We start from the raw sequence: 21,486 nt of genomic DNA on the forward strand, positions 1-21,486 counted from the left end.
ATCTTGCGGCTCACCCTTCGGGCGGGCCGCCGCGTTGCGCGCGGCCGACGGCCGGCCGCGGGAGGACCGATTTTCATGCTGACCCAAACCACCGCCCTGATGTGGCTGCTGCTGTTCTCGGGCGGCTTCGCCCTGGCCAGCGTGCTCTACACGCGGCGCAAACGCAGCACGCTGGAAGACTACATCGTGGCCCGCAACAGCCAGGGGTCCTTCGGCACGATCCTGACCCTGATGGCGTCCACGCTGGGCGCATGGATTTTGTTCTCGCCCGCCCAGGCGGCCACCTGGGGCGGTCTGGCCGCGGTGATCGGCTACGCGCTGGGATCGATGTCGCCGCGCCTGGTCATGATTCCGTTGGGACGGCGCATGCGCGAACTGATCCCGCACGGCCACACGCTGACCGAGTTCCTGATGGCGCGCTACGGCCGGCCGATGTACGGCCTGGCGCTCTTCATCATGCTGTTCTATCTGTTCATCGCGCTGTCGGCCGAAGTCACCGCCATCGCCAAGCTGGTCGCCATGCTGGCGCCCGTGCCCTTGTGGACCACCGCCGCCATCGTGATGGGCACGACCTTGCTGTACACCACCTACGGCGGCCTGCGTTCCTCCATCTTCACCGACCAGGTGCAGATGATGATCATCGTGCCGCTGCTGGTGGTTCTGTGCTTCGTCGGCTGGCAGGCCGCCGGCGGCGCCTTGCCTACCATCGAGGCCCTGCAAGCCAAGGCGCCGCAGCTTCTGGACCTGACCGACCCGGTCGGCGTGAAGGCCGGCCTGACATTCTTCGTCGCCATCCTGCTGACGGGCATCTTCCACCAGGGCAACTGGCAACGCATCTACGCCGCGCGCGACGCGCGCACCATGCGCAACGGATTCCTGCTGGGCGGCGTGCTGGTGGCGCCGTTCATCTTCCTGATGGGCCTGTTCGGCCTGGCCTTCGTCGGGCTGGCGCCGGCAGGCGACAGCTCCATCGCGCTCTTCAGCGTCATCATGCCGCATGCGCCGGCCTGGTTCGTCGTCGCGCTGATTCCGCTGGGTCTGGCCCTGGTCATGAGCACCGCCGACACCGCTATCAGCGCGGTATCGAGCATCATCGCCGTCGACCTGCGCCGCCTGATGCCCAACGCCCGCGCCGCCACCATGAAGCGCATGGCGCGCTGGCTGGTATTGCTGATGGCGATCCCCGTCATGATCGTCGCCTCGCAGGGGTACAGCGTGCTGTACCTGTTCCTGCTTGCCGACCTGCTGTGCTCGGCGGCCGCCTTCCCGGTGTTCTATGGTTTGTTCAGCCGCAAGCACGACGGCTTCACCGCCACCACCGCCACGATCACGGGGCTGATCGCCGGCCTGTTCTTCTTCCCCGCGCCGGGCGACAAGCCCACGTACCTGCTGGAATCCTTCCTGCTGGCGGCGCTGGTGCCGGTCGCGACGACGGTGCTGATCCGCCTGGTGGCGCGCGGTCGCAAGGAATTCGACTTTTCGACGTTGAGCGCGGCTGTGCGGAGATTGGATCAGGAGAGGGTTTGAGGCTAGGGTAGGTCGAAGAGGGGGAGGACATCCTCCGGCGGGTCGCGCCGGTTGATTTCCTCGACCTCTGCATCAGTCAAGCCGCCGGCCTCGCGGGCCATGCGCGCCAATAACGAACCAAGCTTGAGTCGGCCAGCCGGCTGCTCGATATCCTCGCAGGGCTGGGGATCTGCAGCGTCGGTCCATCCGTCACGTCGAGGATTTTGTCCAGGGCTGGATAAATGATTATCAGGCGGTCGATTGCTTGCGATGAGCGATTTCATGGTCCGATGGCCCTGTGTAGCGGTGGCCCCGATTGTGCCCCTGGGGCTTCCCAACGCGGATGGTGGACCTGAAATCTCGGACGCGCAGAAACAAAAAAGCCCTGGACCACAAGTGTCCAAGGCTTTTCCGTCTGGAATTTGGTGGAGCGGAGGAGGATCGAACTCCCGACCTTCGCATTGCGAACGCGACGCTCTCCCAGCTGAGCTACCGCCCCAAATCAAGCAAGAGGAAGAATATACAGGAACCTGCGCGGGCTGCGCAACACGTCCCGGAACTAAATTTTAAGCGAATTCCAGGGTGGCGATGACCGGCGCGTGGTCCGAGGGCTGCTCGTTGCGGCGCGGCTCCTTGTCAATGACGCAGGCGACGCAGCGCTTGACCAGCGGGGCGGACAGCAGCACGTGGTCGATGCGCAGGCCGGCGTTGCGGCGGAAGGCGAACTGGCGGTAATCCCACCAGCTGAAAGACTTTTCCGGCTGCTCGAAGAGGCGGAAGGAGTCGGTCAGCCCCAGGTCGACCAGCGAGCGCAGGGCGCTGCGCTCCGGCTCCGACACCAGCACCTGACCTTCCCACTTTTCCGGGTTGTGGACGTCTTCGTCCGCCGGCGCCACGTTGTAGTCGCCCAGCACGGCCAGCCGGGGAAACTGCTTGATCTCTTCGGCCAGCCACTTGCGCATGGCTTCGAACCATTCCAGCTTGTACGCGTACTTGTCCGACCCGACCGACTGGCCGTTGGGGCAATACGCGCACACGACGCGCACGTCGCCTTCGGGGCTGGGGAAGGTCAGCGCCAGTACGCGCTGCTGCGCATCCTCGTAGCCCGGGATGTTGCGCACCATTGTCGTGCCAGGCACGCGCGAGATGATGGCCACGCCGTTGTACGTCTTCTGGCCGGCCCACACGGCGTGATAGCCGGCTTCCTTGAAGGCGGCTTCGGGAAACTTGTCGTCGGTGAGCTTGAGCTCCTGGATGCACAGCACGTCGACAGGATTGGCGGCCAGCCAGTCCAGGACTTGCTGCAGGCGCACGTTCAGGGAGTTGACGTTCCAGGTGGCTAATTTCATGGGTCTTATAGATCGATTATTGATGCGGTTCTCGGCGGAAGGGAAATCCAAAAACCCGGTCTGGCTGCGCATCAGGGACTTGGTTGGCGTTCCGCCTGGGACAAGGCCCGATGATACCCGCTCATGCTACCGTCTTCTGCTCTCTGCTCTCTGCTCTCTGCTCTCCATCCGCGTCGGCCCACTGTCGAAGGTGATCCGGGTGACAGCCCGATTGTCGACGGTCTGGGCTTGCGGGCATCCTGTCGTGCTCTACGTCCATATCGGACCCCGCCGATTTCCGTCTAGCGGGCTGGACGGTACCCTCGCGCTTCCATGACTTTGCAGAGCGGCCAATGATCACTCTGAAGGCCTACCCCGCAATCAATGTCCGGTCCGCCCGGGATACATGATGCGCCGCCTCTTGAACTGTCTTGCGCTGGCTACTTGGCCGCTTGTCTCGAGCCTGAGCCTGGCGCTTTTCTGGATTCGCTCGCCCACCGCCTGGGTTCCCATTCCAGAATGGATCTGGACTCAAGTGGAAAAGCGGGTAGAGATTCGCTGTTGCGAGCATGCGGCCAACGTGGAGTATTTCGTGGTGCTTGCCGCTGCGATGCTGACGATGGTCGCGGTCACCGCACTGGCCTGGGCGTTGCTGCGCGGGTTGCGTCGGCGTTAGGTGTGCGGCTGCAGGCGCCAAGCCTTTCGCTACAGAAACGCAAAAGCCCCCATACGCATTGAACTGACCCCCGAAAGTTGGACGTTGATCCCACCTTCGGGGAGTTTTACAGGGCGGAGTACGAAGAGCAGTTCAAGTTAAAGGTGGTGCGGGAATATTTGATGCGTAAATCTCAGTATTTGTTGCTTGCTGGTTGGCTCGGGTTTGGGAGCCTCTTTCTCTGCCGTCACTGGGTGGGGAACGCGAGTGCGTGGAACCCGGTACCCAAATGGTTCTGGAAGTGGCTTGCCAAGCACGTTGAAGTCGGGTGTTGCGAAGGCGGTGCTGACCAAGAATTTATTGTCCTGTGGGTGGCTGCCTTTGCTTTACTTTCAGTTCTCACCGTCTTGGTATGGGCTCTAGTCAGACTGGTTCACAGAAGGATAGGACGTGGCTGATCAACGAGGTCCGCGCCTTTTGTGAGATTCGCCCCGTTATCACTAGATGGGGTGAAGGGATAAGGCGATGAGCATGGGCAAACTCGATCCCCGCAGCCCGCTTTATATGAAGAAAGCCCCCATACGGATGTTCCGGTCGGGGCTTTTGTGATCGCAGCTACTCGCTGATGTGATTGAATTTGACGCTCTCCGGCGCGATGCCGCCGTTGCGCAGTCTGCCGTCCACATCGTCGCGGCCGGCGGCCGATCCACTTGCCTCCGGCAGTTCCAGCCAGTTCGCCAATTCCTGCTTGGCCTGCTGCGTCTCGGAGATTCCGCCGTTGACGAGTGCCACGCCGTCGCTGCCGTCGAGTTTTCGATAGGTGATCTGCGTCTTCATCATGCCTCCTGTAGCGCGGTGGATCCGCCGTTCCACCGTAACACACGACACTTCGACGCAGCCTCCGGACCGTTCGGCGTGCGCCGATCAGCCCTTTACCAGTCCGCCATCAACGATCAGGTTCTGTCCCGTCACCGCGCGCGACCAGGGGCTGGCGAAGAACAGGACGGCGTCGGCGAATTGCTCGGGCGTGGTGACTTCGCGAAGCGGCGTGCCGGCGGCGATCATGTCGAAGACGGCGTCCGGGGTGGCGGCCGACGCGTCGGTGGTGCGCAGCAGGCCGCCCGACACCATGTTGACCGTGATGCCGTCGGCGCCCAATTCGTGCGACAGGGTGCGGGTGAAGGCCAGCAGCGCGGCCTTGGCGGCGGTGTAGTCGTGGTAGGGGACGACCGGGTTCTGAACCAGGTTGGTGCCCACGTTGATGATGCGGCCGCCGCCGGCGGCCCGCATGCCGGGCAGGGCGGCTTGAGTGGTGTTGAGGGCGGCGCGGACGCTGCCTTCGATCTGGGCGTTCATCTGGGCCCAGTCCAGCGTGTCGGCATGGGGGCGGGCGTCGCCGTTGAACTGGAAGGCGGGCAGGGCGTTGTTGACGATGGTGTTGACCGGCTGGCCGAAATGCTGGCTGGCGCGGGCGACCATGTCGGCGACGGCGGCGGGGTCGCGCACGTCGGCCTGCACGGCCAGCGTGCGGTCGGGGGCGGAAGCCGCCAGGGCTTGCGCGCGGTCGGCGCTGTTCAGGTAGTTGATGACGACCTTGGCGCCTTCACGCAGGAAGGCTTGCGCGATGGCGGCGCCCAGGCCGCGGCTGGCGCCGGTGACGATGACGAGTTGCTGGTCCAGATTCAATTGCGGGCGTTGCGAAGACATGACTAAACGGGTTCCTGCCTATTAGTGTTCCGAGCCGCTGTTCAGCATGCGGCTGCGGGCTTTTTCAATGTGGGCGCGCATGACGTTGCGCGCGCCGTCGGCATCCTGATCGCGGATCAGTCTGTAGATCTGGCGGTGTTCGTCGATGGCGGCTTGGGTGCGCTTCCAGGGTTCGCTGTGGACCAGGTGGCGCATGACGTTGACGGCGTGGCTGACGTCGTATTCCAGCGACTTGAGCACCTGCACGAAGCGCTGGTTGCTGGTGGCGGCGGCGATGGCGCGGTGAAAACCGTAGTCGTGATGGTGCGCGATGGCGCCGGACGCGTCGGCTTCTTCGTAGCCGGTCAGCATGCGGTCCATTTCCTGCAGGTCTTCGGGCGTGCGGCGCAGGGCGGCCAGATGGGCGCACTCGGGTTCGATCACCATCCGCAATTCCAGGCCTTCAAGGATGTGGCCGACCCGGCGCGCGGGGTCCACGGCCGGCATGCCGCCCATCAGGTCCGGCTTGGCCCGCACGTAGGTGCCCGATCCACGGATGGAATCAACCAACTGGTCTTCGCGCAGGCGGTCCAGCGCCTGCCGGACGACGGGACGCGACACCTCGAACAGCGCGGCCAGCTCCAGTTCCGTGGGCAGTTTGTTGCCCGGCGCGATCTTGCCGGTGGCAATCGCGTAGAACAGGCTCTCGTAGACGCGTTCGGCGAAGCGTTCGGCGCGCACATAGCCCAGGCCGGACGCCACTTCGGCCAGCACGTCCAGCTCGGGACGGGGGCGGGTTGCCGCGGCCAGCAGCGATTCCAGCTGCGGGTCACGCACGTTGCTCATCGAAAGGCGCTCCTTAAAGACGGGGACGGGTTGTCATTCAACATGACCAGCTCGCAGGGCGGTAAGCCCCTGAAATATTAGGGATAACCCGATCATCCGGAAAAATATCCTGAAGCTTGGGATAAAAGCTGTCAATCCAATTGACAAGTTCTGGCGGGCTCCCGTACCTTGGCATCACACCAAAAAGCCTGCGTGCACGACGCGCGGGCGGGCGCCACCGGACCAGCCACCGGACGCGCCTGGAGACACACCACATTCCCCCAACCGGCCGTCCGGCCGCTACTTTACTCCGCACATCGTGACTCAGAAGAACTTTATCGCCAACGAATGGGTGGCCGCGGCCGCCGGTGAAACCATCCCTGTCCTGAACCCGTCCGATGGCAAGCCTTTCGAGGCCATCGCCCGCTCGAACGAGGCTGACGTGGACCGTGCCGTGCAGGCCGCCCGCCAGGCGTTCGAAGGCGAGTGGGGCCAGATGGCGCCCGCCGCGCGCAGCCGCCTGTTGATGAAGATTGCCTTCGCGCTGCTGGACCGCCAGGAAGAACTGGCGCAGCTTGAATCGGCCGACACGGGCAAGCCCATCAAGCAGGCCCGCGCCGACGCCGCCGCCGTGGCGCGCTACTTCGAGTTCTATGCCGGGGCAGTGGACAAACTGCACGGCGAGACCATTCCCTACACCCCCGGCTTCACGGTGCTGACCGTGCGCGAAGCGCATGGCGTCACCGGCCACATCGTGCCGTGGAACTACCCGCTGCAGATCTTCGGCCGCAGCGTCGGCGCCGCGCTGGCCGCGGGCAACGCCTGCGTGGTCAAGCCCGCTGAAGACGCCTGCCTGTCGATCCTGAAGTTTGCCGAGATCGCCGCCGACGTCGGCCTGCCCGCTGGCGCGCTGAACATCGTCACGGGCTATGGCCACGAAGCGGGCGCCGCGCTGTCCGCGCACCCCGGCATCGACCACATCTCGTTCACCGGTTCGCCGCAGACGGGCAAGATGGTCGCCCACGCCGCCGCCGAAAACCACGTGCCCGTCACGCTGGAGCTGGGCGGCAAGTCGCCGCAGATCGTGTTCGACGACGCCGACCTGGACGCCGCCATGCCGGTGCTGCTGGCCGCGATCATCCAGAACGCCGGCCAGACGTGCTCGGCCGGCAGCCGCGTGCTGATCCAGCGCGGCGTGTACGAGACGGTGCTCAAGCGACTGTCCGACGCGTTCTCGGCTACGGTCACCGGTCCTGCCGCCGCCGACCTGGACGTCGGCCCCCTGATCAACGCGCGCCAGCAGGACCGCGTGCGCGGCTTCCTGGCCGAGGCCGAGGCGCAAGGCATGAAGGTTGCCGCGCGCGGCAAGCTCAAGGAAGGCACGCCGGACGCCGGTTTCTACCAGCCGCCGGTGCTGTTCCGCGACGTGCCGCCCGATAGCCGTCTGGCGCAGGAAGAAGTGTTTGGCCCGGTGCTGGCCGCGATGGTGTTCGACACCGAGGAAGAGGCGCTGGAAATCGCCAACGGCACCCTGTATGGCCTGGTGGCGGGCGTCTGGACCCGCGACGGCGGCCGCCAGCTTCGCCTGGCGCGCAAGCTGCGCGCCGGCCAGGTGTTCATCAACAACTACGGCGCGGGCGGCGGCGTCGAGCTGCCATTCGGCGGTTCGCGTCAGTCCGGCTACGGCCGCGAAAAGGGCTTTGAAGCGCTGTATGGCTTCACCACGCTGAAGACGATCGCCATTCGTCATTGATCGGAATGCGGGCGGCGGTCCGGAGCAAAATATCGGTTAACGTTGATGTTTTGCTTCCGGGGCCGCCGCCCCGCTTCAGGATCAGTATGTTCACCGGTATTGTTCAAGGCACCGCGAAGATCGCAAAGATCGCGGATCGCGAAGGCCTGCGCACCTTCACCCTGGATTTCCCCCCCGGCTTTTGCGTTGACCTGGCCATTGGCGCCAGCGTGTCGACCGACGGCGTATGCCTGACGGTCACGGAGCTTCTGTCGGAAAACCAGGCGACTTTCGACGTCATGCTGCAGAGCCTGGCGATCACCACGCTAGGCAGCTACGCCGAAGGCGACCGCGCCAACGTCGAACGCGCAGCCAAGGACGGCGCCGAGATCGGTGGCCATCCCCTGTCGGGACACGTGGACTTCACGTCTGAAGTGGTGATGGTGAAGTCGTCCGACACCAATCGCCTGATGCGCTTCAGCATCCCCGAAGCCTTCCGCAAGTATGTGTTCGCCAAAGGCTATATCGCCATCAACGGCGCCAGCCTGACCGTATCCGAAGTCAACCGCGCCGAAGGCTGGTTCGAAGTCTGGCTGATCCCCGAAACCCGCCGCATGACGGTCTTCGAGGACAAGCAGGTGGGAGACCACGTCAATATCGAGATCGAACGCAGCACCCAGGTCGTCGTCGACACCGTGCGCGAAACCGTCCAGGAAAGCCTGGGCAAGCTGCAGCCCCTGCTGGAAGCGATCCTGAAGGAAAAAGGGCTGACGCTGGAAGATTTCGTCAGCCCGCAGGGCGAGTTGAAGTAAACATCCCAACCCGGTTAACGGCGCCCGGGCGCCGTGCCGGCGTTTCAATTCGCCGTGAACGGCTTTCCCAATGGCCGCACGCGCATCCCCGGCGCAAGGCGCGTCCAGGGCAGGTCGGCGGGATCGGCCTGCATCGGGCCGGGCGCCTTGGCCACCAGCACCTCGTGCGCGATGGGCTGGAAGTCGGCCCGGAAATGCACCGAGCTTTTCACGACCAGAATCGACATTTCCTCGGGCTGCACGCCGCCCACGCGGAAGAGATTGCGGTCCAGCATCTGCGCCTTGCCCGCGCTTGCCACCACGCGCACGCCGCCGATCCGCAGGTTGGCCACCGCGCCCAGGTCCACGTCCATGCCGTTCATCATCGGCCCGTCAAAGCGCAGCTTGCCGGGTGACAGCGCTTCGACCACGAATTCACCTTCAAAGGCAGCATCGCCCGCTACGCCAGACTGGCCGCCAAGGCTGAGCTGCACGGTGGCGCCGACGCCGGCCTCTGTTGCCTGCCGCACCGCATCCGGGTCGTACAGAAGCCCCAGCGCCGCGTTCTGCGCATCGGCCTCGACCAGCGCGCGCAGCATGCCCGTCGTGTTGGCGTCGCCGCCCGCGCCGGGATTGTCCTGGGTGTCGGCGATCACCACAGGCCGTTTCGCGTCAGCCGCAAGCGCCTGCGCGCGGCGCACGGCGTCGGCGGGCGACAGGAAGTCGGGCGACCAATCGGGTTCCAACGCCATCACGCGGGCGTATAGCGCTTCGGTGACCCGTTCCACGGCGGCGGCGTCCGTGCCGTAGGCCCACACGACAGGCCCGCACTCCGGGAAATCCGCGGCGGGAAATCCGGGGGCGAACGAAATGGATGCGACGCCCGGCGTCTGTTCCAACTGCGTCAGCTGCTCGTACACGCCCTGCGAGGGCTGCAGCATCGTGCACATGCCATTGATGGGAATCAGGAAGGGCAGGCGGCGTTCAGTGCGCGTCCACTGCGCCCCGGCCTGGATGCGCGCAAGCAGTAGGCGCGCGGCCAGCACGCCGGTGTCGGCCATGTCCACGTGCGGATACGTTCGGAATGCCACCAGGCCGTCGGCCATCTCCAGCATGCGCGCAGTGACGTTCGCGTGCAGATCCAGGCTGGCGACGACCGGCACGTCCGGGCCGACAAGGTCGCGCACGCGAGCAAGCAGTTCGCCTTCGCCGTCGTCCAGGTGTTCGGTGACCATGGCGCCGTGCAGGTCCAGGTAGATGGCGTCGTGGCCGCCGGCCCGGACGGCGTCAAGGATCTCTCCCGCGATGCGTTCGTAGGCGTCCTGCGTGACGTGCGCCGACGGGCTTGCGCCCGCCCAGATCACCGTCTTCACGGTGTGGCCCTCGGCCGTCACGGCATTGATGAATCCGCCCGCTGGAATGTTGACGTCGCGCAGCGCCAGCATGTCGTCGCCGCGCACCATCGCGGGAAAGCCCTCGCCCCGCACGAAGTTTTCGTAGCCCGCCTTGGACGGCGCGAAGGTGTTCGTCTCGTGCTGGAAGCCAGCGACCAGGATGTGCATGTTTGTTTTCCTGAGGGTGGAACGCGCGGGCGCGGAGATCGTCGAGGATAACGTGTATGTCCGGTCCGCGGGCCCACGCAAGGGGTTGCAGCCATCAGGGACAACGCGTATTGCGCCGTGCCCACGACATACAATGGCCTGACTTTCGGAGGTAAATATGTCGGTCATATCCGATATCAAAATACGTCCCCTCGAGCGCGGCGACCTGCACTTCGTGCACAAGATCAACAATAACGACGTCATCATGCGCTACTGGTTCGAAGAGCCTTACGAGGCCTACGACGAACTGGTCGCCCTGTACGACCGCCACCTGCACGACCAGAACGAACGGCGCTTCATCATCGAGCACGACACCGGGCAGCCCGCCGGCCTGGTCGAATTGGTGGAGATCGACTACATCCACCGACGCGCGGAATTCCAGATCATCATTGCGCCCAGCTACCAGGGTCGGGGCTACGCCAAGGCCGCGACGCGCATCGCCGTGGGCTATGCGTTTCGCGTGCTGAACCTGCACAAGGTGTACCTGGTGGTGGACAAGGACAACACGGCAGCCGTGCATGTCTACGAGCGCTGCGGCTTCCAGATCGAAGGGCTGCTGAAGGAAGAGTTCTTTTCCAACGGCGCCTATCGCGACGCGTATCGGATGGCGCTGCTGCAGCATGACCATCTGCGGGATGTGGGGCCGGGCGCGCCGGATGCGCCCGTGCTGCGCGACTGGCCGCAGGAAGAGCAGGCGGGGTAGGGTTGCCGCCCATCAAGGGGCGACACAAGGCCGCGGTGGCCTCGCGCGCATGGGCCACCGCGCAGGGACGTCAGCGCAGGGACGACAACGCGACGACCGCGCCGCTCGCCCGCATGGCGCGGGCGCGGCAGGCGCGGACGGAATCAGGGCTTGAAGAACGCCGTAGGGGTCATCAGGCAGTTTTCCTGGCTGATCAGGTAGCCGGCGTCCGCGCTTCTGGCCAGGTAATCCGCCCAGGCCGGGTCCTTCTGCAACGCCTTGCGCTTGGCGTCGCGGTCGGCGGCGCTGTCATAGACCCAGATGTGCATGTAGGTGTTGACGTTGCCCGTCTCGGTCTGCATGTAGGCGAGCGGCTTGCCCAGATGCCGGCTTTGCACGTCGTAGCCGTGCTCGGCATAGAGCGCCAGGTGTTTCTTGATGGTGCCGGCGCGGCAAGTGTAGGTACGTACGTCGTAAAGCATGTTGCATCCTCGATAGATGTTGCGAAAAATCTGCTAGTCGGCCGTGGCGCCGGACTGCTTCACCAGCACGCTCCAGCGTTCCACTTCCTTGTTCACATACTGTTGGAAGGCGGCATGGCCGTCGCCAACAGGGTCGGCGCCCAAGCCCTTCAGCTTGTCCTGCACGGCGGCGTCCGCGACGCCCTCCGTGATGGCTTTCGACAGTTTTTCGACCACGGGAGCCGGCGTGGCGGCGGGGACGAACAGTCCGAACCATGAGCGTGCGTTCATGGCCGTGTAGGGCGTTTCGGAGAAGGCGGGCACGTCCGGCAGGGCCGCGTGGCGTTGCGTGCCGGTGACGGCGATGGGCGTGAGGCGGCCTGCCTGCACTTGGGACAGCACCTCGGGCAGGTTGGCGAACATGACCTGGACCTGGCCGCCGACGAGGTCGTTGAGCGCTTGCGAGCCGCCCTTGTACGGCACATGCGTCATCTGGGCGCCCGCCAGCGAGCTGAACTGGGCGCCAGCCAGATGCGACGCCGTGCCGGTGCCGCCCGACGCGTAGTTCACGCGGTTGCCGTTGGCCTTGGCGTAGGCCGCAAGCTCTTGCGGCGTCTTGGCGGGCACCGACGGGTTCACGACCAGCAGCAGGGGCACGGACGCCAGGTTGGACAGGCCCGCGAAGTCGCGCGTCAGGTTGTAGTCCAGCTTGTGATACAGCGTGGCATTGATGGCATGGCTGGATGTGGCCATCAGCAGCGTGTAGCCGTCGGGTTCGGCCCGCGCGGCCATGACGGCGCCGATGTTGCCATTGGCGCCTGCCTTGTTCTCCACCACGACGGCCTGGCCGAGCCGGGCGGCCATGGATTGCGCGACGGTGCGCGCGATCACGTCGGTGGCGCCGCCCGCCGCAAAGGGCACGATGATGCGCAAGGGGCGGTCAGGATAGTCGGCGGCGACGGCGGAAGCCGAGGCGCCCAGCGACGCTGCGGCCAACGTCGCAACCGCGGCCAGGCGCCGCGAGCGGGATAGTGAAGTCGTCATGTCTCTCTCCAGTGTTGGATTTTTTTATGTGTCGGCCGCGCGCCGCCCTGACGATGGCCGACGCGGTCGGGTCCTGCTTTCAGGATCTCGCGACTGGCTCCTTTCGCCCATGCTGAACGAATCGCGACAGACCACGGAATCGGCGCGGCAAAACGCCGTGCCGAAGGTGTGGCCGGGGTCGTGGTCCGCAGGGCGGCGGTTGAGCCTGGATGAACTGTACGCAGCCGGGATCCGACCGCGTTAGGACAGATCAGAGCTTGTTTTGCACTTTTTCGCGGGTCGGGGCCGCTTGGCGCTCATTCGATGGGGCGGTAGTACTTCTTGCGGAAGTCGCCCGGGGTGCAGCCGGTGTGTTTCTTGAAGAACCGGGCAAAGTAGGCCGGATCCTCGATCTTGAGCTGGAAAGCGATCTCGGCGATGCCCATCGCCGTATTGCTCAAGAGGCGCTTGGCTTCCAGGGCGATGCGTTCCTGGACAAGCTGGCTGGCGGTGCGCCCCACGCTGCGCTTGACCGCCTCGTTCAGCTGGCGCTCGCTGACGCACAGCGCATCGGCGTACTGGCGGATGGCGTTGAAGTCCAGGTAGTGATCTTCGATCAGCATGGTGAAGCGCTTGGCCAGCGAATAGCTGAAGCCGGCGGCGGTTTCGCGCTCGTCGGCGGGGTAGAGGCGGCGAATCTGCGTCAGCAGGATCAGCAGATACGAGCGCACGACGTCGAAGCGCCCGGTCTGGCGGTCGCGCGTTTCACGTTCGATCTCGCCCAGCAGCGGCAGCATGGCGTCATGCTGGTCGCGCGTCAGATAGATCACCGGCGATCCGCCCGCCAGGTGGAAGAACGGGAATTTGGCGATGTCGTCCGCGCGGGGGAACATCTGCGCAAAGAAATCCGTGCTGATGTTCAGGACGTAGCCGCGCGGCTTGACCGTCGACGTCCATGCGTGGATCTGTCCGGGGGACAGGAAAAACACGGAATGGTCGCGTACGTCATGCTGTTCGAAGTCCAGCATGTGCGTGCCGCGCGCCTCCGTCATCCAGAGCAGGTGGTAATAGCGGTGCCGGTGCAGGAACCCGCGCGGGATGTCGTCGTGGTCCTGCAGGCGCACGAGGTCGAAATAGAAGGATTTCTCTCCCGAGAAATCGGACGATTCAAACGTGGGAAACGTTTCCGGGTTGGACGAATTCGTACCTGCGGACAAGCGGGAGTCTCCTTGGCGGCGCGCGGGGCGGCTCTGTTTTTCGCCATCATAAAGGCAATCCCCGCCGTTTCCGCACGCGCCGCCGACCGCGCTAGTGGCTTGCGGGCGCGGCCCGCAGCAGCCGCAAGCCGTTGGCCACCACCAGCAGGCTGGCGCCCACGTCGGCAAAAACCGCCATCCACAGCGTCGCGTTGCCCGTTACGGCCAACGCCAGGAAGATCACTTTGATGCCCAGGGCCAGCGCGATGTTCTGAACCAGCACGCGATGCGTGGCCCGCGACAGGCGCAGGAAGGTGCCAATCTTGCGCAGGTCGTCGTCCATCAGGGCCACGTCGGCCGTCTCGATGGCCGTGCCGGTTCCGGCCGCGCCCATCGCAAAGCCGATGTCGGCGCGAGCCAGCGCGGGCGCGTCGTTGATGCCGTCGCCCACCATGCCCACGCGGACGTCCGGGGTCAGCTTGCTTTCAATCGCGGCAAGCTTGTCTTCCGGCAGCTGGTCGCCGCGGGCTTCGTCGATGCCGACCTGCCGCGCGATGGCCTCCGCGGTCGGCGTGTTGTCGCCGGTCAGCATCAGCGTGCGCACGCCCAGTCCGTGCAGGTCCGCCACGGCGTCTGCGCTGGTGGGCTTGACGGTATCGGCCACGGCGGCCAGCGCCAGCACGCGGCGGCCGTCGGTCAGCGCGATCACGCTCTTGCCCTGGGCCTCCAGTTCGTTCATGCGTGTTTCGAGCCTGTCGCTGGAGACGCCCAGTTCGCGCATCAGCCGGCGGTTGCCCAGCTGGAAGGTCTGGCCGCCAAGCTGCGCGCTGACGCCACGGCCGGGCAGGGCGGTGAAGGCTTCCACGTCCAGCAGCGCGTGGCCGGCCTCGCGCGCCGCATTCGCGATGGCGAGAGAGACAGGGTGGTCCGACCGCGCCGCCAGGCTGGCTGCGATCAGCGCGGCGGGCGGCTGGGCCGCTTGCGCGGTGTCCCAGTCCTCCAGGTCCGTCTGCACCGGCTTGCCGTGCGTCAGCGTGCCGGTCTTGTCCAGCGCCAGCCATTTCAGGTTGCGGCCTTCTTCCAGGTACACGCCGCCCTTGATCAGGATGCCGCGGCGCGAGGCCGCGGTCAGGCCGCTGACAATGCTGACGGGCGTGGAAATCACCAGCGCGCACGGGCACGCGATGATCAGCAGCGCCAGCGCGCGGTAGATGGCGTCGAACCAGGGCTGGCCCCACAGCATGGGCGGCAGCACGGCCACCGCAAGGGCGATGGCCACCACGGCGGGGGTGTAGATGCGCGAGAAGCGGTCGATGAAGCGCTGCGTGGGGGCGCGCGCACCCTGCGCCTGTTCGACGGCGTGGATGATGCGCGCCAGCGTCGTGTTGCCGGCCGCGGCGGTCACGCGGTATTCGAAGGAGCCCGAGGCGTTGACGGTGGCTGCGAAGACCGGGTCGTCCTGCGCCTTTTCGACAGGCAGGCTTTCGCCGGTGATCGGGGATTGGTCCACGGCCGAACTGCCGTTCACGATGATGCCGTCGGCGGCGATGCGTTCGCCGGGGCGCACCCGCACGATGTCTCCCGGCTGCAAGGCGGCGGCGGCCACCTCGGTCCAGTTGCCGTCGGCCTGGCGCACGGTGGCGGTTTCGGGCGCCAGGTCCAGCAAACCGCGCACGGCGTTGCGCGCCCTGTCCAGCGAACGGGCTTCGATCAGCTCGGCCACGTTGAACAGGAACATCACCATGGCGGCCTCGGGCCACTGGCCGATCAGCACGGCGCCGGTGACGGCGATGCTCATCAGGGCGTTGATGTTCAGGTTGCCGTTGCGCACGGCGATCCAGCCCTTGCGATAGGTGCTGACGCCGCAGGCCAGGATGGCGGCCACGGCCAGCGCGGCGGTGACGGCCAGCGGACCGCCCGCGAAATGCGAAAACTCAGACAGCGCGGCCAGGACGCCTGCGCCGCCGATCAGCCACCAGTTCACCGGCTTGGCGGCGGGGGCGCCCGCGGCAGCACCGTCCGCGGCGCCGTCGGCCAGAGGTTCGGGCGTCATGTCCAGCGACTTGATCGCGGCGATGATGCGGTCCAGCGCGCCATCCGCGTGCACGACCGTCAGGATGCGCTGCATCAGGTTGAAGTCCAGCGCATGCACGCCTTCCACGCCGCCCAGCTTTTTGCGGATCAGCGTTTCTTCGGTAGGGCAGTCCATCTGGCCGATGCGCAGGCGGGCCAACATCTGGCCAGGACCCGCGGCAAGCGTCGCGGCGCCCGTCCCCAGGACTGCGCCCGCGCCGGCATCGCCGTGGCCGTGCCCGCAGCAGGCCGCGCCGTCGGTCTCGGAGCGGGCAGGGGCGTGGTCGTGCGCGTGATCGTGGCCATGGTGGTGACCGTGATCATGGGAGTGCTCGGCACCCGTCGCGTCACCGGATTCGACGCCCGGTGCGTGGCCATGTTCGTGTGCGTCGCCGTGTTCGTGACCGTGGCGCCCGGCATGGCCGCGCCCGCCGTCCGAGTGCGCCGCGGCGGCCGCGCCGTTGTCCGACGCAGCCTGTCCCCGTGCGTGTTCGTCGCCGCAGCAAGGGCCGCAATGCGCTCTGGCGTCATGTTCGCGTTGTTTGATCGGAGGTAAAGACATCGGCTTGGACCTTCAAATAAGCTGGTGACGCAATTGCACACCTTGGAGTTACTATAGGGTCAACCCCTAATCATCGGATTTGATCCGGGAGGCAGCGATGCGTATCGGCGAATTGGCCACGGCGGCCGGCACCACGGTCGAAACCGTCAGGTATTACGAAAAAGAAGGGCTGCTGCCCGCGCCGCAGCGTGGCTTGAACAACTACCGCACGTACGGGCAGCCCCACCTGGAACGGCTGCGCCTGATCCGCAATTGCCGTGCGCTGGACATGACCCAGGACGAAATCCGCGCCATCCTGTCCCTGGCCGACAACCACCGTACCGGTTGTGGCCCCATTAATGAACTGTTTGACGAGCACATCTCCCACGTCGACGAGCGCATCGCCGAACTGATGCAACTGAAGGCCCAGCTGGGTGAACTTCGCCAGCGCTGCCTGTCGGCGCGGCCCGATGCCGAAGACTGCGGCATCCTGCACGGCCTGAGCGAAATGCAGGTCGAAGAGCGGCAGGAACGGCATACGCACCTGGGCTGAAATCGGCGGCGGCCCCGGGGCGCGATGCCCTTGCTGGAGGCCGGGGGATACGGCCCTGGCACGCGGCCATCGCTTACTATGAGAATCTGTTTCTTTCCCATTTGGCTCCGAATCAATGACCGTATCCCAGACCGCCACGCCGCTGCACGCCCTGACCTCGCGCCGTTCGTTCAAATTCCTGCGCGCGCCGGCTCCCAAGCCCGACGAACTTGAACAGATCCTGCAGGCCGCCATGGCCGCGCCCGACCACGGCGCGTTGCGTCCGTGGCGTTTCGTGGTGATCCAGGGCGAGGCCATCGGCAAGCTGGCCGACGTGGCACTGGACGCCGTCAAGCGCAGCGGCGATCCCCGCATGACGCCGGAAAAGGAAAAATCGGTGCGCGAATGGATGGCGGGCGTGCCGCTGTTCATCGGCGTGGCGCAAAAGATCGCGCACGACAACACCAAGATCCCCGAGCAGGAGCAACTGCTGGCCACCGGCTGCTCGGTCATGAACATCCTGAACGCGGTGCACATGCTGGGCTACGCGGCCTTCTGGAGCACCGGCGTGGGCACCTACGTCGAAGACGTGCAGAACGCGCTGGGGCTGGACTCGCTGGATTACCGCTTCCTGGGTTACCTGGCTGTCGGCACGCCGGCTTGCGCGGTGCCCCCGGCCAAGCGTCCGGACTACCGTGATTTCGTTACGGAATGGACCGGTCCCGTCTGATTACGGCAGGCCAGGGCAGGCGCGGGCATCCACCGCGCTTGCGCGTCAGGCGATAAATGACAATAATTCTTATTGTTGATTAGCCTGACGTCTTGTTATGTCCTCATCCGCGCAGCCCACGGAGCCCGGCGCTGCCGAGCTGTATGAAGCCCATCACGCCTGGCTGCAAGAGTGGCTGAGGCGCAGACTGGGATGCCGCCACGACGCCGCCGACCTTGCGCACGATACGTTCGTGCGCATCCTGTCGGGGCGTCACACCGATGCGATTCGCGAGCCACGGGCGTTCCTGACCACGCTGGCGCAACGCGTGCTGTTCACGTTCTGGCGCCGCCGTGATCTGGAGCGCGCCTATCTTGAAAGCCTGCACGCGCTGCCGCAAATCCACGCGCCCAGCGAAGAAAGCCGGGCGCTGGTGGTCGAGGCGCTGATCCACATCGACCGCGTCCTGCACCGCCTGCCGCGCCAGGCGCGCCAGGCGTTTCTCTACAGCCAGCTTGATGAACTCAGCTACGCGGAAATCGCCGCGCGCATCGGCGTGTCCGTCATCACCGTGCGGCGCTACATGAAACAGGCGATCACGCTGTGCGTGGTGTCGCGGCTGGCGCCATGATGGCGCCCGTGTTGCCGGCCGAGCTGGAGTCGGCCGTGGACTGGTTGGTGCTGCTGTCCTCCGGCAACGTCGCCGCCGCGGACCAGGCCGGTTTTGAACGCTGGCGCCAATCCGACCCGCGGCATGCGGCGGCCTGGGAAACGGTGAACGCCGCGGTCAAGGGGTCTTTCGACGCCCTGGGGCAGGGCGGACAGCGGCAAGCCGCGCAGGCTGTGCTGCAGGCGCCGCCCGCGCGGCGGCGCGCGTTGCGCAACATGCTGGTGCTGGCGCTTGCTGGCGGTGGCCTGGCGGCGCTTGTCGACCGCCAGACGCCGTTGCGCACGCTGACCGCCGACCTGCGCACGGGTACGGCCGAGCGCCGTATCTTCACCTTGCCCGACGGCAGCGAATTGACGCTCAATGCGCGGTCCGCCGTGGATCTGGATTTCAGCGCCGGGGCGCGCCGGGTCCGCCTGCGCAGCGGCGCCGTGTACGTGCGCGTGGCGCCCGACGCCAGCCGGCCCTTCATGGTTGTCAGCGCCGACGGCGAGGTCCAGGCGCTGGGCACGATATTCGGCGTGGCTCGTGATGGCGGCGCCAGTGTGGCCAGCGTGATCGAGCACAGCGTCGAGGTGCGAGCGGGCGGGCAGCGCAGGACGTTGCATGCGGGCGAGGGCGTGCGTTTTGGCGCGCAAGGGGTAGGGCAGCCGGATGCAACCCTGGGCGACGCGGCAGCCTGGCAAAACGGAATGCTGGTCGTGCATGACGAGCCCCTGGGCGCGGTGGTGGACGCACTGCGGCCGTATCGGCGCGGAGTCATCAGGATCACGCCGGCCGCCGCCAGGCTGCGCGTGCTGGGCGCATTTCCCCTGGACGACACCGACCGCACGCTGGAATCGCTGCGCCAGACGCTGCCCATCCAGGTCAGTTCTCTGGGCGGCTGGCTGGTCGGCATCGAACTGCGCGCGGACGCCGCCGAAAAATAGATGATCACTTTTCCCGGCCTCGCTGGACATACCTCCTGAAACGCCAAACTGTTTGCAGGAGATCCCATGTTTCATCGTTACCCGGCCGCGCCGCTGGCGGCCGCGCTGTTCATCGCTCTGACCGCGCCCGCGGCGCACGCCCAAGCCCCGGCCCCCGCGGCCATGCGCTACGACCTGCCGGCCGCGGCGCTGGGCGACACCCTGACCCGGATCGCCCGCCAGAGCGGGCGGGCGGTGTCGGTGGACCCCGCGCTGGTCGCGGAACGCACGGCGCCTGCGGTATCGGGCAATTACACCCCCGAGGAAGCCGTGCGTCAGGCGCTGGCGGGCAGCGGGCTGGAACTGGCGGTGACGGCCAACGGCACGTTGAGCGCACGCCGTGCACCCGCGAATACGACGATGCTGGAGCCGGTGCGCGTGACGGGCTCGATCGAATCGCCCACCGGCCATGTCGAAGGCTATGTCGCGCAGCGGGCGATGTCCGGCCTGAAGACCGACACGCCGCTGATCGAGACGCCGCAGTCGGTGTCGGTCGTCACCAGCGACCAGATCCGCGCGGTCAAGGCGGCGTCCCTGGCCGACGCGCTGGGGTATACGCCCGGCGTGTCCTCGCAGTCGCCGGCGTTCAGCCGCATGGTCGACGACCTGATGCTGCGCGGCTTCAACGTAGCCGCCGGCAATTCCGGGCAGCTGCGCGACGGCCTGAAGCTGCAATCCAGCGTTTACGACGGCGGCCAGGAGCCCTACGGGCTGGAGCGCGTGGAAGTGCTGCGCGGCGCGTCGTCCGTTCTTTACGGGCAGTTGAGCCCCGGCGGCGTGGTGAACACCGTCAGCAAGCGGCCCACCGCCGAACCGCTGCGAGAACTGAACCTGGAAGCGGGCAGCTATAGCCGCCGTCAGGTGTCGGGCGACTTCGCCGGCGCGCTGACCGACGACGGCGCGTGGACCTACCGGCTGACCGGCCTGGCGCGCAACGCCGACAACTGGGTGGAACATGTGCCGGACGATCGGACCTATCTGGCGCCGGCGTTGACGTGGCAGCCGTCGGCCGCCACGTCGCTGACCCTGCTGGCGACGTATCAGCGCATCCGCACCAAGTTCGCCGCGCCCATGCCTGCGGCGAATACGCTGAACGGCCAGATTCCGCGCGACCTGTTCATCGGCGAGCCGGATTTCGACCGCTACGACACCGATACCTACACGGTGGGCTACGCCTTTGAACACGCGTTCAATGACCGGGTGAAGCTGCGCCAGAGCGCGCGCTATTTCACCGCGGACGGGACTTGGGACTATCTTTCCTTCGGCGCCTTGCAGCCCAACGGCCGCACGCTGCGCCGCGGCGTCGTCAGCCGCAGCGAGCATTCCTACGGCGTCGCCACCGATACCTCGCTGGAAATGAAGCTGGACGGCGGCCCCTTGCAGCACACCGTGCTGGCCGGCCTGGATTACTACCGCAGCGGCTACGATTCCCACCGCCATTCCGGCACGGTGGCCCCGTTGGCCGACATCTACAACCCGGTCTACGGCGCCGTGCCGGTGCTGAACACCGCCGCCGATTACGGCATCAACACGCGGTCCAGCGCGCTGGGGCTCTATGTTCAGGATCAGATCAAGGTCCAGGACAAGTGGGTGGTGGTGCTGGGCGGGCGCCAGGACTGGGCGGACACCGACCAGAAGAGCTACGCCAACGGCGTCACCACCCGGCTGCGCGACACCGCGACGACGGGGCGCGTCGGCCTGCTTTACCTGGCCGACAACGGCCTGGCGCCTTACCTCAGCGCCAGCCAGTCGTTCGCGCCCACCGTGGGCGTGGACCGCGCCGGCAATGCCTTCAAACCCACCAAGGGCACCCAGTACGAACTGGGCCTGCGCTACGAACCGCCCGGCGGCAACATGCTGTACAGCGCGGCGGTCTACGACCTGACGCAGACCAATGCGCTGACCAGCGACCCCGCCGACGCCACGTATTCGGTGCAGACGGGCAAGGCGCGCTCGCGCGGCCTGGAACTGGAGGCCAAGGCCCGCCTGGGCGCGCTGAACCTGACCGCCAGCTACGCCTACACCGACGCGCGCACCACGCGCAGCAATACGCAGGCCCTGGTGGACCAACGCATTGCGCTGGTGCCGCTGCACAGCGCGTCCGTGTGGGCCGACTACAACCTGACCGCGGCGGGCGTGAGCGGCCTGACCGTGGGAGCAGGGGTGCGTTACGCCAGCTCGACGAACCTGCCCGGCTACCCCGCCAACGTGCCGGGTCAGTTCCTGGTGGACGCCATGGCCGCCTACGACTTTGGCGCGCTGGATCCGTCCATGTCCGGACTGTCGCTGACGCTGAACGCGCGCAACCTGTTCAACCGCGGCTATCTGGCGTGCGCGGGCAGCACGGGCTGCCGCTACGGCGATCCGCGCACCTTGTATGCGACCCTGAGCTACCGCTGGTAGGGCGGCCCGCCCGGCCCGCGCAACGCAGGAAAACCCGTAGTCCAACGCGGCCCCGCAAGGCCGCCAGCCCCGCTCATTCGCCCTGTCCCCGTGCTAATCTCGTCAAC

At 66.3% G+C, this 21,486-nt stretch carries 21 protein-coding genes and 1 tRNA gene; 11 read left to right on the forward strand and 11 right to left on the reverse strand.

All coding sequences use genetic code 11. The features are described from left to right. Positions 1-75: 75 nt before the first annotated feature. Positions 76-1,527: a sodium:solute symporter family protein gene (locus RT614_RS01545; protein WP_313619798.1), complete on the forward strand. Its 1,452-nt coding sequence runs from the start codon at positions 76-78 to the stop codon at positions 1,525-1,527. A gap of 2 nt (positions 1,528-1,529) precedes the next feature. Here RT614_RS01545 and RT614_RS01550 read toward each other — a convergent pair whose 3' ends face one another. From RT614_RS01550 to xth, 3 genes are all read right to left on the reverse strand, one after another. Continuing rightward, positions 1,530-1,790: a hypothetical protein gene (locus RT614_RS01550; RefSeq protein WP_313619799.1), complete on the reverse strand. Its 261-nt coding sequence runs from the start codon at positions 1,788-1,790 to the stop codon at positions 1,530-1,532. Between the two features lie 139 nt (positions 1,791-1,929). Further along, positions 1,930-2,005, reverse strand: a tRNA-Ala gene (locus RT614_RS01555). A gap of 67 nt (positions 2,006-2,072) precedes the next feature. Then, positions 2,073-2,855 (reverse strand): exodeoxyribonuclease III, encoded by a 783-nt coding sequence (gene xth / locus RT614_RS01560; protein WP_313619800.1) that lies wholly within the window; start codon positions 2,853-2,855, stop codon positions 2,073-2,075. Positions 2,856-3,240: 385 nt separating this feature from the next. Between xth and RT614_RS01565 the strand changes: the two genes are divergently transcribed. Beyond that, positions 3,241-3,510: a hypothetical protein gene (locus tag RT614_RS01565; protein WP_313619802.1), complete on the forward strand. Its 270-nt coding sequence runs from the start codon at positions 3,241-3,243 to the stop codon at positions 3,508-3,510. Positions 3,511-4,104: 594 nt separating this feature from the next. Here the strand turns inward: RT614_RS01565 and RT614_RS01570 are convergent. The 3 genes from RT614_RS01570 to RT614_RS01580 form a co-directional block, all read right to left on the reverse strand. Continuing rightward, positions 4,105-4,329: a hypothetical protein gene (locus RT614_RS01570; RefSeq protein ID WP_313619803.1), complete on the reverse strand. Its 225-nt coding sequence runs from the start codon at positions 4,327-4,329 to the stop codon at positions 4,105-4,107. An 84-nt stretch (positions 4,330-4,413) separates the two neighbouring features. After that, positions 4,414-5,196 (reverse strand): 3-oxoacyl-ACP reductase, encoded by a 783-nt coding sequence (locus RT614_RS01575; RefSeq protein ID WP_313619804.1) that lies wholly within the window; start codon positions 5,194-5,196, stop codon positions 4,414-4,416. A gap of 21 nt (positions 5,197-5,217) precedes the next feature. Beyond that, the gene (locus RT614_RS01580) at positions 5,218-6,021 is read right to left on the reverse strand and encodes a FadR/GntR family transcriptional regulator (protein WP_313619806.1); all 804 of its coding nucleotides are present in this window, start codon (positions 6,019-6,021) and stop codon (positions 5,218-5,220) included. Between the two features lie 295 nt (positions 6,022-6,316). Here RT614_RS01580 and RT614_RS01585 point away from each other — a divergent pair, with 295 nt between their 5' ends. Further along, on the forward strand, positions 6,317-7,753 hold the full coding sequence (locus RT614_RS01585) for an aldehyde dehydrogenase family protein (RefSeq protein ID WP_313620629.1): 1,437 nt from the start codon (positions 6,317-6,319) through the stop codon (positions 7,751-7,753). Between the two features lie 86 nt (positions 7,754-7,839). Next, positions 7,840-8,544 (forward strand): riboflavin synthase subunit alpha, encoded by a 705-nt coding sequence (locus RT614_RS01590; RefSeq protein ID WP_313619807.1) that lies wholly within the window; start codon positions 7,840-7,842, stop codon positions 8,542-8,544. A gap of 44 nt (positions 8,545-8,588) precedes the next feature. Here RT614_RS01590 and RT614_RS01595 read toward each other — a convergent pair whose 3' ends face one another. Further along, positions 8,589-10,085: a M81 family metallopeptidase gene (locus tag RT614_RS01595; RefSeq protein WP_313619808.1), complete on the reverse strand. Its 1,497-nt coding sequence runs from the start codon at positions 10,083-10,085 to the stop codon at positions 8,589-8,591. Between the two features lie 157 nt (positions 10,086-10,242). On the opposite strand from RT614_RS01595, the gene speG reads away from it, so the two are divergent. Next, positions 10,243-10,827 (forward strand): spermidine N1-acetyltransferase, encoded by a 585-nt coding sequence (gene speG, locus RT614_RS01600; protein ID WP_313619810.1) that lies wholly within the window; start codon positions 10,243-10,245, stop codon positions 10,825-10,827. A gap of 143 nt (positions 10,828-10,970) precedes the next feature. On the opposite strand, the gene RT614_RS01605 is transcribed toward speG, so the two are convergent. From RT614_RS01605 to RT614_RS01620, 4 genes are all read right to left on the reverse strand, one after another. After that, entirely contained in the window at positions 10,971-11,288 is a 318-nt protein-coding gene (locus RT614_RS01605; protein WP_313619811.1) for an NIPSNAP family protein, read from the reverse strand. A 33-nt stretch (positions 11,289-11,321) separates the two neighbouring features. Next, entirely contained in the window at positions 11,322-12,311 is a 990-nt protein-coding gene (locus RT614_RS01610) for a tripartite tricarboxylate transporter substrate binding protein (protein WP_313619812.1), read from the reverse strand. A 296-nt stretch (positions 12,312-12,607) separates the two neighbouring features. After that, positions 12,608-13,507, reverse strand: coding sequence for a helix-turn-helix domain-containing protein (locus RT614_RS01615; RefSeq protein ID WP_313619814.1), 900 nt, complete (start codon positions 13,505-13,507; stop codon positions 12,608-12,610). A 91-nt stretch (positions 13,508-13,598) separates the two neighbouring features. Continuing rightward, positions 13,599-15,695 carry a heavy metal translocating P-type ATPase gene (locus RT614_RS01620; protein WP_313619816.1) on the reverse strand — a complete coding sequence of 699 codons (2,097 nt, stop codon included), beginning with the start codon at positions 15,693-15,695 and terminating at the stop codon, positions 13,599-13,601. On the opposite strand from RT614_RS01620, the gene RT614_RS01625 reads away from it, so the two are divergent. The 6 genes from RT614_RS01625 (at position 15,633) to RT614_RS01650 (ending at position 21,379) form a co-directional block, all read left to right on the forward strand. Next, positions 15,633-16,115, forward strand: a complete 483-nt coding sequence (locus RT614_RS01625) for a hypothetical protein (RefSeq protein ID WP_313619817.1) — start codon at positions 15,633-15,635, stop codon at positions 16,113-16,115. The genes RT614_RS01620 and RT614_RS01625 overlap by 63 nt on opposite strands. Positions 16,116-16,218: 103 nt before the next feature. Further along, the gene (gene cadR / locus RT614_RS01630) at positions 16,219-16,653 is read left to right on the forward strand and encodes a Cd(II)/Pb(II)-responsive transcriptional regulator (protein WP_313619819.1); all 435 of its coding nucleotides are present in this window, start codon (positions 16,219-16,221) and stop codon (positions 16,651-16,653) included. A 115-nt stretch (positions 16,654-16,768) separates the two neighbouring features. Further along, positions 16,769-17,362 (forward strand): nitroreductase, encoded by a 594-nt coding sequence (locus tag RT614_RS01635; RefSeq protein ID WP_313619820.1) that lies wholly within the window; start codon positions 16,769-16,771, stop codon positions 17,360-17,362. A gap of 97 nt (positions 17,363-17,459) precedes the next feature. Then, entirely contained in the window at positions 17,460-17,972 is a 513-nt protein-coding gene (locus RT614_RS01640) for a sigma-70 family RNA polymerase sigma factor (RefSeq protein WP_313619822.1), read from the forward strand. Beyond that, positions 17,969-18,937, forward strand: a complete 969-nt coding sequence (locus RT614_RS01645) for a FecR family protein (protein ID WP_313619823.1) — start codon at positions 17,969-17,971, stop codon at positions 18,935-18,937. The genes RT614_RS01640 and RT614_RS01645 overlap by 4 nt, the downstream gene beginning before the upstream one ends. 66 nt (positions 18,938-19,003) lie before the next feature. Further along, positions 19,004-21,379: a TonB-dependent siderophore receptor gene (locus tag RT614_RS01650; protein WP_313619824.1), complete on the forward strand. Its 2,376-nt coding sequence runs from the start codon at positions 19,004-19,006 to the stop codon at positions 21,377-21,379. Positions 21,380-21,486: the final 107 nt, after the last annotated feature.

It is taken from the genome of Achromobacter sp., from assembly GCF_032102605.1.
GTDB lineage: Bacteria > Pseudomonadota > Gammaproteobacteria > Burkholderiales > Burkholderiaceae_B > Achromobacter.

What these genes read in the sequence shown, in the direction of transcription:
- RT614_RS01545 (WP_313619798.1), top strand. Translation starts at nt 76, where the DNA reads ATGCTGACCCAAACCACCGCCCTGATGTGGCTGCTGCTGTTCTCGGGC.
- RT614_RS01550 (WP_313619799.1), bottom strand. Translation starts at nt 1,790, where the DNA reads ATGAAATCGCTCATCGCAAGCAATCGACCGCCTGATAATCATTTATCC.
- xth (WP_313619800.1), bottom strand. Translation starts at nt 2,855, where the DNA reads ATGAAATTAGCCACCTGGAACGTCAACTCCCTGAACGTGCGCCTGCAG.
- RT614_RS01565 (WP_313619802.1), top strand. Translation starts at nt 3,241, where the DNA reads ATGATGCGCCGCCTCTTGAACTGTCTTGCGCTGGCTACTTGGCCGCTT.
- RT614_RS01570 (WP_313619803.1), bottom strand. Translation starts at nt 4,329, where the DNA reads ATGATGAAGACGCAGATCACCTATCGAAAACTCGACGGCAGCGACGGC.
- RT614_RS01575 (WP_313619804.1), bottom strand. Translation starts at nt 5,196, where the DNA reads ATGTCTTCGCAACGCCCGCAATTGAATCTGGACCAGCAACTCGTCATC.
- RT614_RS01580 (WP_313619806.1), bottom strand. Translation starts at nt 6,021, where the DNA reads ATGAGCAACGTGCGTGACCCGCAGCTGGAATCGCTGCTGGCCGCGGCA.
- RT614_RS01590 (WP_313619807.1), top strand. Translation starts at nt 7,840, where the DNA reads ATGTTCACCGGTATTGTTCAAGGCACCGCGAAGATCGCAAAGATCGCG.
- RT614_RS01595 (WP_313619808.1), bottom strand. Translation starts at nt 10,085, where the DNA reads ATGCACATCCTGGTCGCTGGCTTCCAGCACGAGACGAACACCTTCGCG.
- speG (WP_313619810.1), top strand. Translation starts at nt 10,243, where the DNA reads ATGTCGGTCATATCCGATATCAAAATACGTCCCCTCGAGCGCGGCGAC.
- RT614_RS01605 (WP_313619811.1), bottom strand. Translation starts at nt 11,288, where the DNA reads ATGCTTTACGACGTACGTACCTACACTTGCCGCGCCGGCACCATCAAG.
- RT614_RS01610 (WP_313619812.1), bottom strand. Translation starts at nt 12,311, where the DNA reads ATGACGACTTCACTATCCCGCTCGCGGCGCCTGGCCGCGGTTGCGACG.
- RT614_RS01625 (WP_313619817.1), top strand. Translation starts at nt 15,633, where the DNA reads ATGCACGCCTTCCACGCCGCCCAGCTTTTTGCGGATCAGCGTTTCTTC.
- RT614_RS01620 (WP_313619816.1), bottom strand. Translation starts at nt 15,695, where the DNA reads ATGGACTGCCCTACCGAAGAAACGCTGATCCGCAAAAAGCTGGGCGGC.
- cadR (WP_313619819.1), top strand. Translation starts at nt 16,219, where the DNA reads ATGCGTATCGGCGAATTGGCCACGGCGGCCGGCACCACGGTCGAAACC.
- RT614_RS01635 (WP_313619820.1), top strand. Translation starts at nt 16,769, where the DNA reads ATGACCGTATCCCAGACCGCCACGCCGCTGCACGCCCTGACCTCGCGC.
- RT614_RS01640 (WP_313619822.1), top strand. Translation starts at nt 17,460, where the DNA reads ATGTCCTCATCCGCGCAGCCCACGGAGCCCGGCGCTGCCGAGCTGTAT.
- RT614_RS01645 (WP_313619823.1), top strand. Translation starts at nt 17,969, where the DNA reads ATGATGGCGCCCGTGTTGCCGGCCGAGCTGGAGTCGGCCGTGGACTGG.
- RT614_RS01650 (WP_313619824.1), top strand. Translation starts at nt 19,004, where the DNA reads ATGTTTCATCGTTACCCGGCCGCGCCGCTGGCGGCCGCGCTGTTCATC.